The organism is Prevotella sp. P6B4 (assembly GCF_000619985.1).
GTDB lineage: Bacteria > Bacteroidota > Bacteroidia > Bacteroidales > Bacteroidaceae > Prevotella.
Genome location: NZ_JHVE01000045.1, coordinates 1 through 1671, shown reverse-complemented (window position 1 = coordinate 1671; position 1671 = coordinate 1). Strand labels below are relative to the sequence as shown.

Below are 1671 nucleotides of genomic sequence, written 5' to 3'. Positions count from 1 at the left end.
TTTGCATTTCTGCAAACTGTCGGTCGATTCTGGCACCATGCCAGACAGATTAATCTGACCATAGACCGATATCGCTCCAGATAGCAATAATGGTAATAATAATTTCAGTTTCATAAATAATATATCACTAATGGTTGTAATGATTACCTTCTCCGCCCCTTGAATCCCCAAGGTAAGAACCATCTCTGTAAATTCCTCTTATGGTACCAACCTTTTATTACGAAGATAAAACAAAGGAATAATACGATAAGGCCAAGTACATCAATATACATTGTCTTTTTTTTATAGTATTCCATCGGGCTTGAAAGACAATTTGCTGAATATTGCGACATTGGACCTGCACTGTAAGTAACTTCTCTATTTGAGAGAGTCATCAGAAAATAGCCTTTTCCACAAATTCCATATATCACATCATCGTCAACAATCATAGAATCGATATCGCATATAATTACTTCATCTTCTTTCAAGTCTAAAATTCCTTTTGCTGTACCACATATTTCCAAAGCAATATCTGGTCTTATATTTACACGATAATATGAGCCAATAAAATCCTCATTTTTTATAAATGTCATTGATACCGAATAAACAACGATTATAAGAAAAGTCGTAAATATACAGAGAATCGCAGGGGTTCTCCTGATCATATTCAGGAGGCCATTTTCTTTGTTATTACTCGATATTTGTTTCATTTGAATTATCGAATTATCATTTACATGTCACATGTCAGGGGACAGTCCCGTGCCAGAGATGTCAGTCGATTCTGGCACCATGCCAGACAGATTCACCTGACCATAGACCGGCATCGCTCCAGATAGCAATAATGGTAGTAATAATTTCAGTTTCATTGTATATTCAAATTAATTGTTATAATGATCACTTTCTCTGCCCCCGTGAATCTCTGTAGCCTATTTAAAGTATTCAATGCTTCCCAACCATTCTCCTTAATCTTTTGCTCGTTACTATTTCGTGTGATATATAGTATATATTTGTCCACTATGCTTATTTATTTCGACATGTCCAACTCCCCCTTCATTCAAAGAGCTCCACTCCATCTCAGAATCATTGGTAGTTTCTTCTTTTAACTCTGGCTCAGAATACAACGCTGTTTCCACGATCCACACACTATCTTGTAAAGCAACATAATAAGGTTTTTCGTTATAGATATCACTACCATAAATTGACTCCAATAACAGAAGTCCCATTTTCACAGCAATAGTTTCATTAGGCACAACATCATTACAGAAGTCAACTCTATCATGATAATATATTCTCCCTGAAAACTGATCAGAAGATGAGAGTCTTACAATATCCTTGTTAGATAGTTTGTGTAGGGATGAGTCTTCTTTTGTTTTCCCAAAATATAATCCACACATAAAAGAAATAACAACAAATAAAAGTACTGTAGAATAAAAACGTTTCTTTTTCATATAATATAATCATTTAAAAATTTCCATTATTGCTTTAATTAGCTGATTTATTAGACCAGTAGTATCTCATAAACATCACCTGCGAAGACTCCTTGGAGCCCAGTTTCTTAGAAAAATCCCATACTCGGTTCATCCCGCCTCTGCTGGGAGAGAAGTAGCGGATTTTGCATTTCTGCAAACTGTCGGTCGATTCTGGCACCATGCCAGACAGATTAATCTGACCATAGACCGATATCGCTCCAGA

The 1671-nt window shown here is 35.8% G+C and carries 3 protein-coding genes; all 3 read right to left on the bottom strand.

The features are described 5' to 3' along the window. Window positions 1–143: 143 nt before the first annotated feature. A complete protein-coding gene (locus T491_RS0115200; RefSeq protein WP_155950175.1) occupies window positions 144–689 on the bottom strand; it encodes a hypothetical protein in 546 nt (181 codons plus the stop codon). Window positions 690–959: 270 nt separating this feature from the next. Then, on the bottom strand, window positions 960–1427 hold the full coding sequence (locus tag T491_RS0115195) for an NTF2 fold immunity protein (RefSeq protein WP_081773413.1): 468 nt from the start codon (window positions 1425–1427) through the stop codon (window positions 960–962). Between the two features lie 34 nt (window positions 1428–1461). Beyond that, window positions 1462–1671, bottom strand: a 210-nt coding sequence (locus tag T491_RS17960; RefSeq protein ID WP_036916235.1) for a hypothetical protein, incomplete at its 5' end; no start/stop codon positions are given.

Excerpts from the sequence above, each read along its gene's own strand:
- T491_RS0115195 (WP_081773413.1), bottom strand. The coding sequence starts at position 1,427 with ATGAAAAAGAAACGTTTTTATTCTACAGTACTTTTATTTGTTGTTATT.
- T491_RS0115200 (WP_155950175.1), bottom strand. The coding sequence starts at position 689 with ATGAAACAAATATCGAGTAATAACAAAGAAAATGGCCTCCTGAATATG.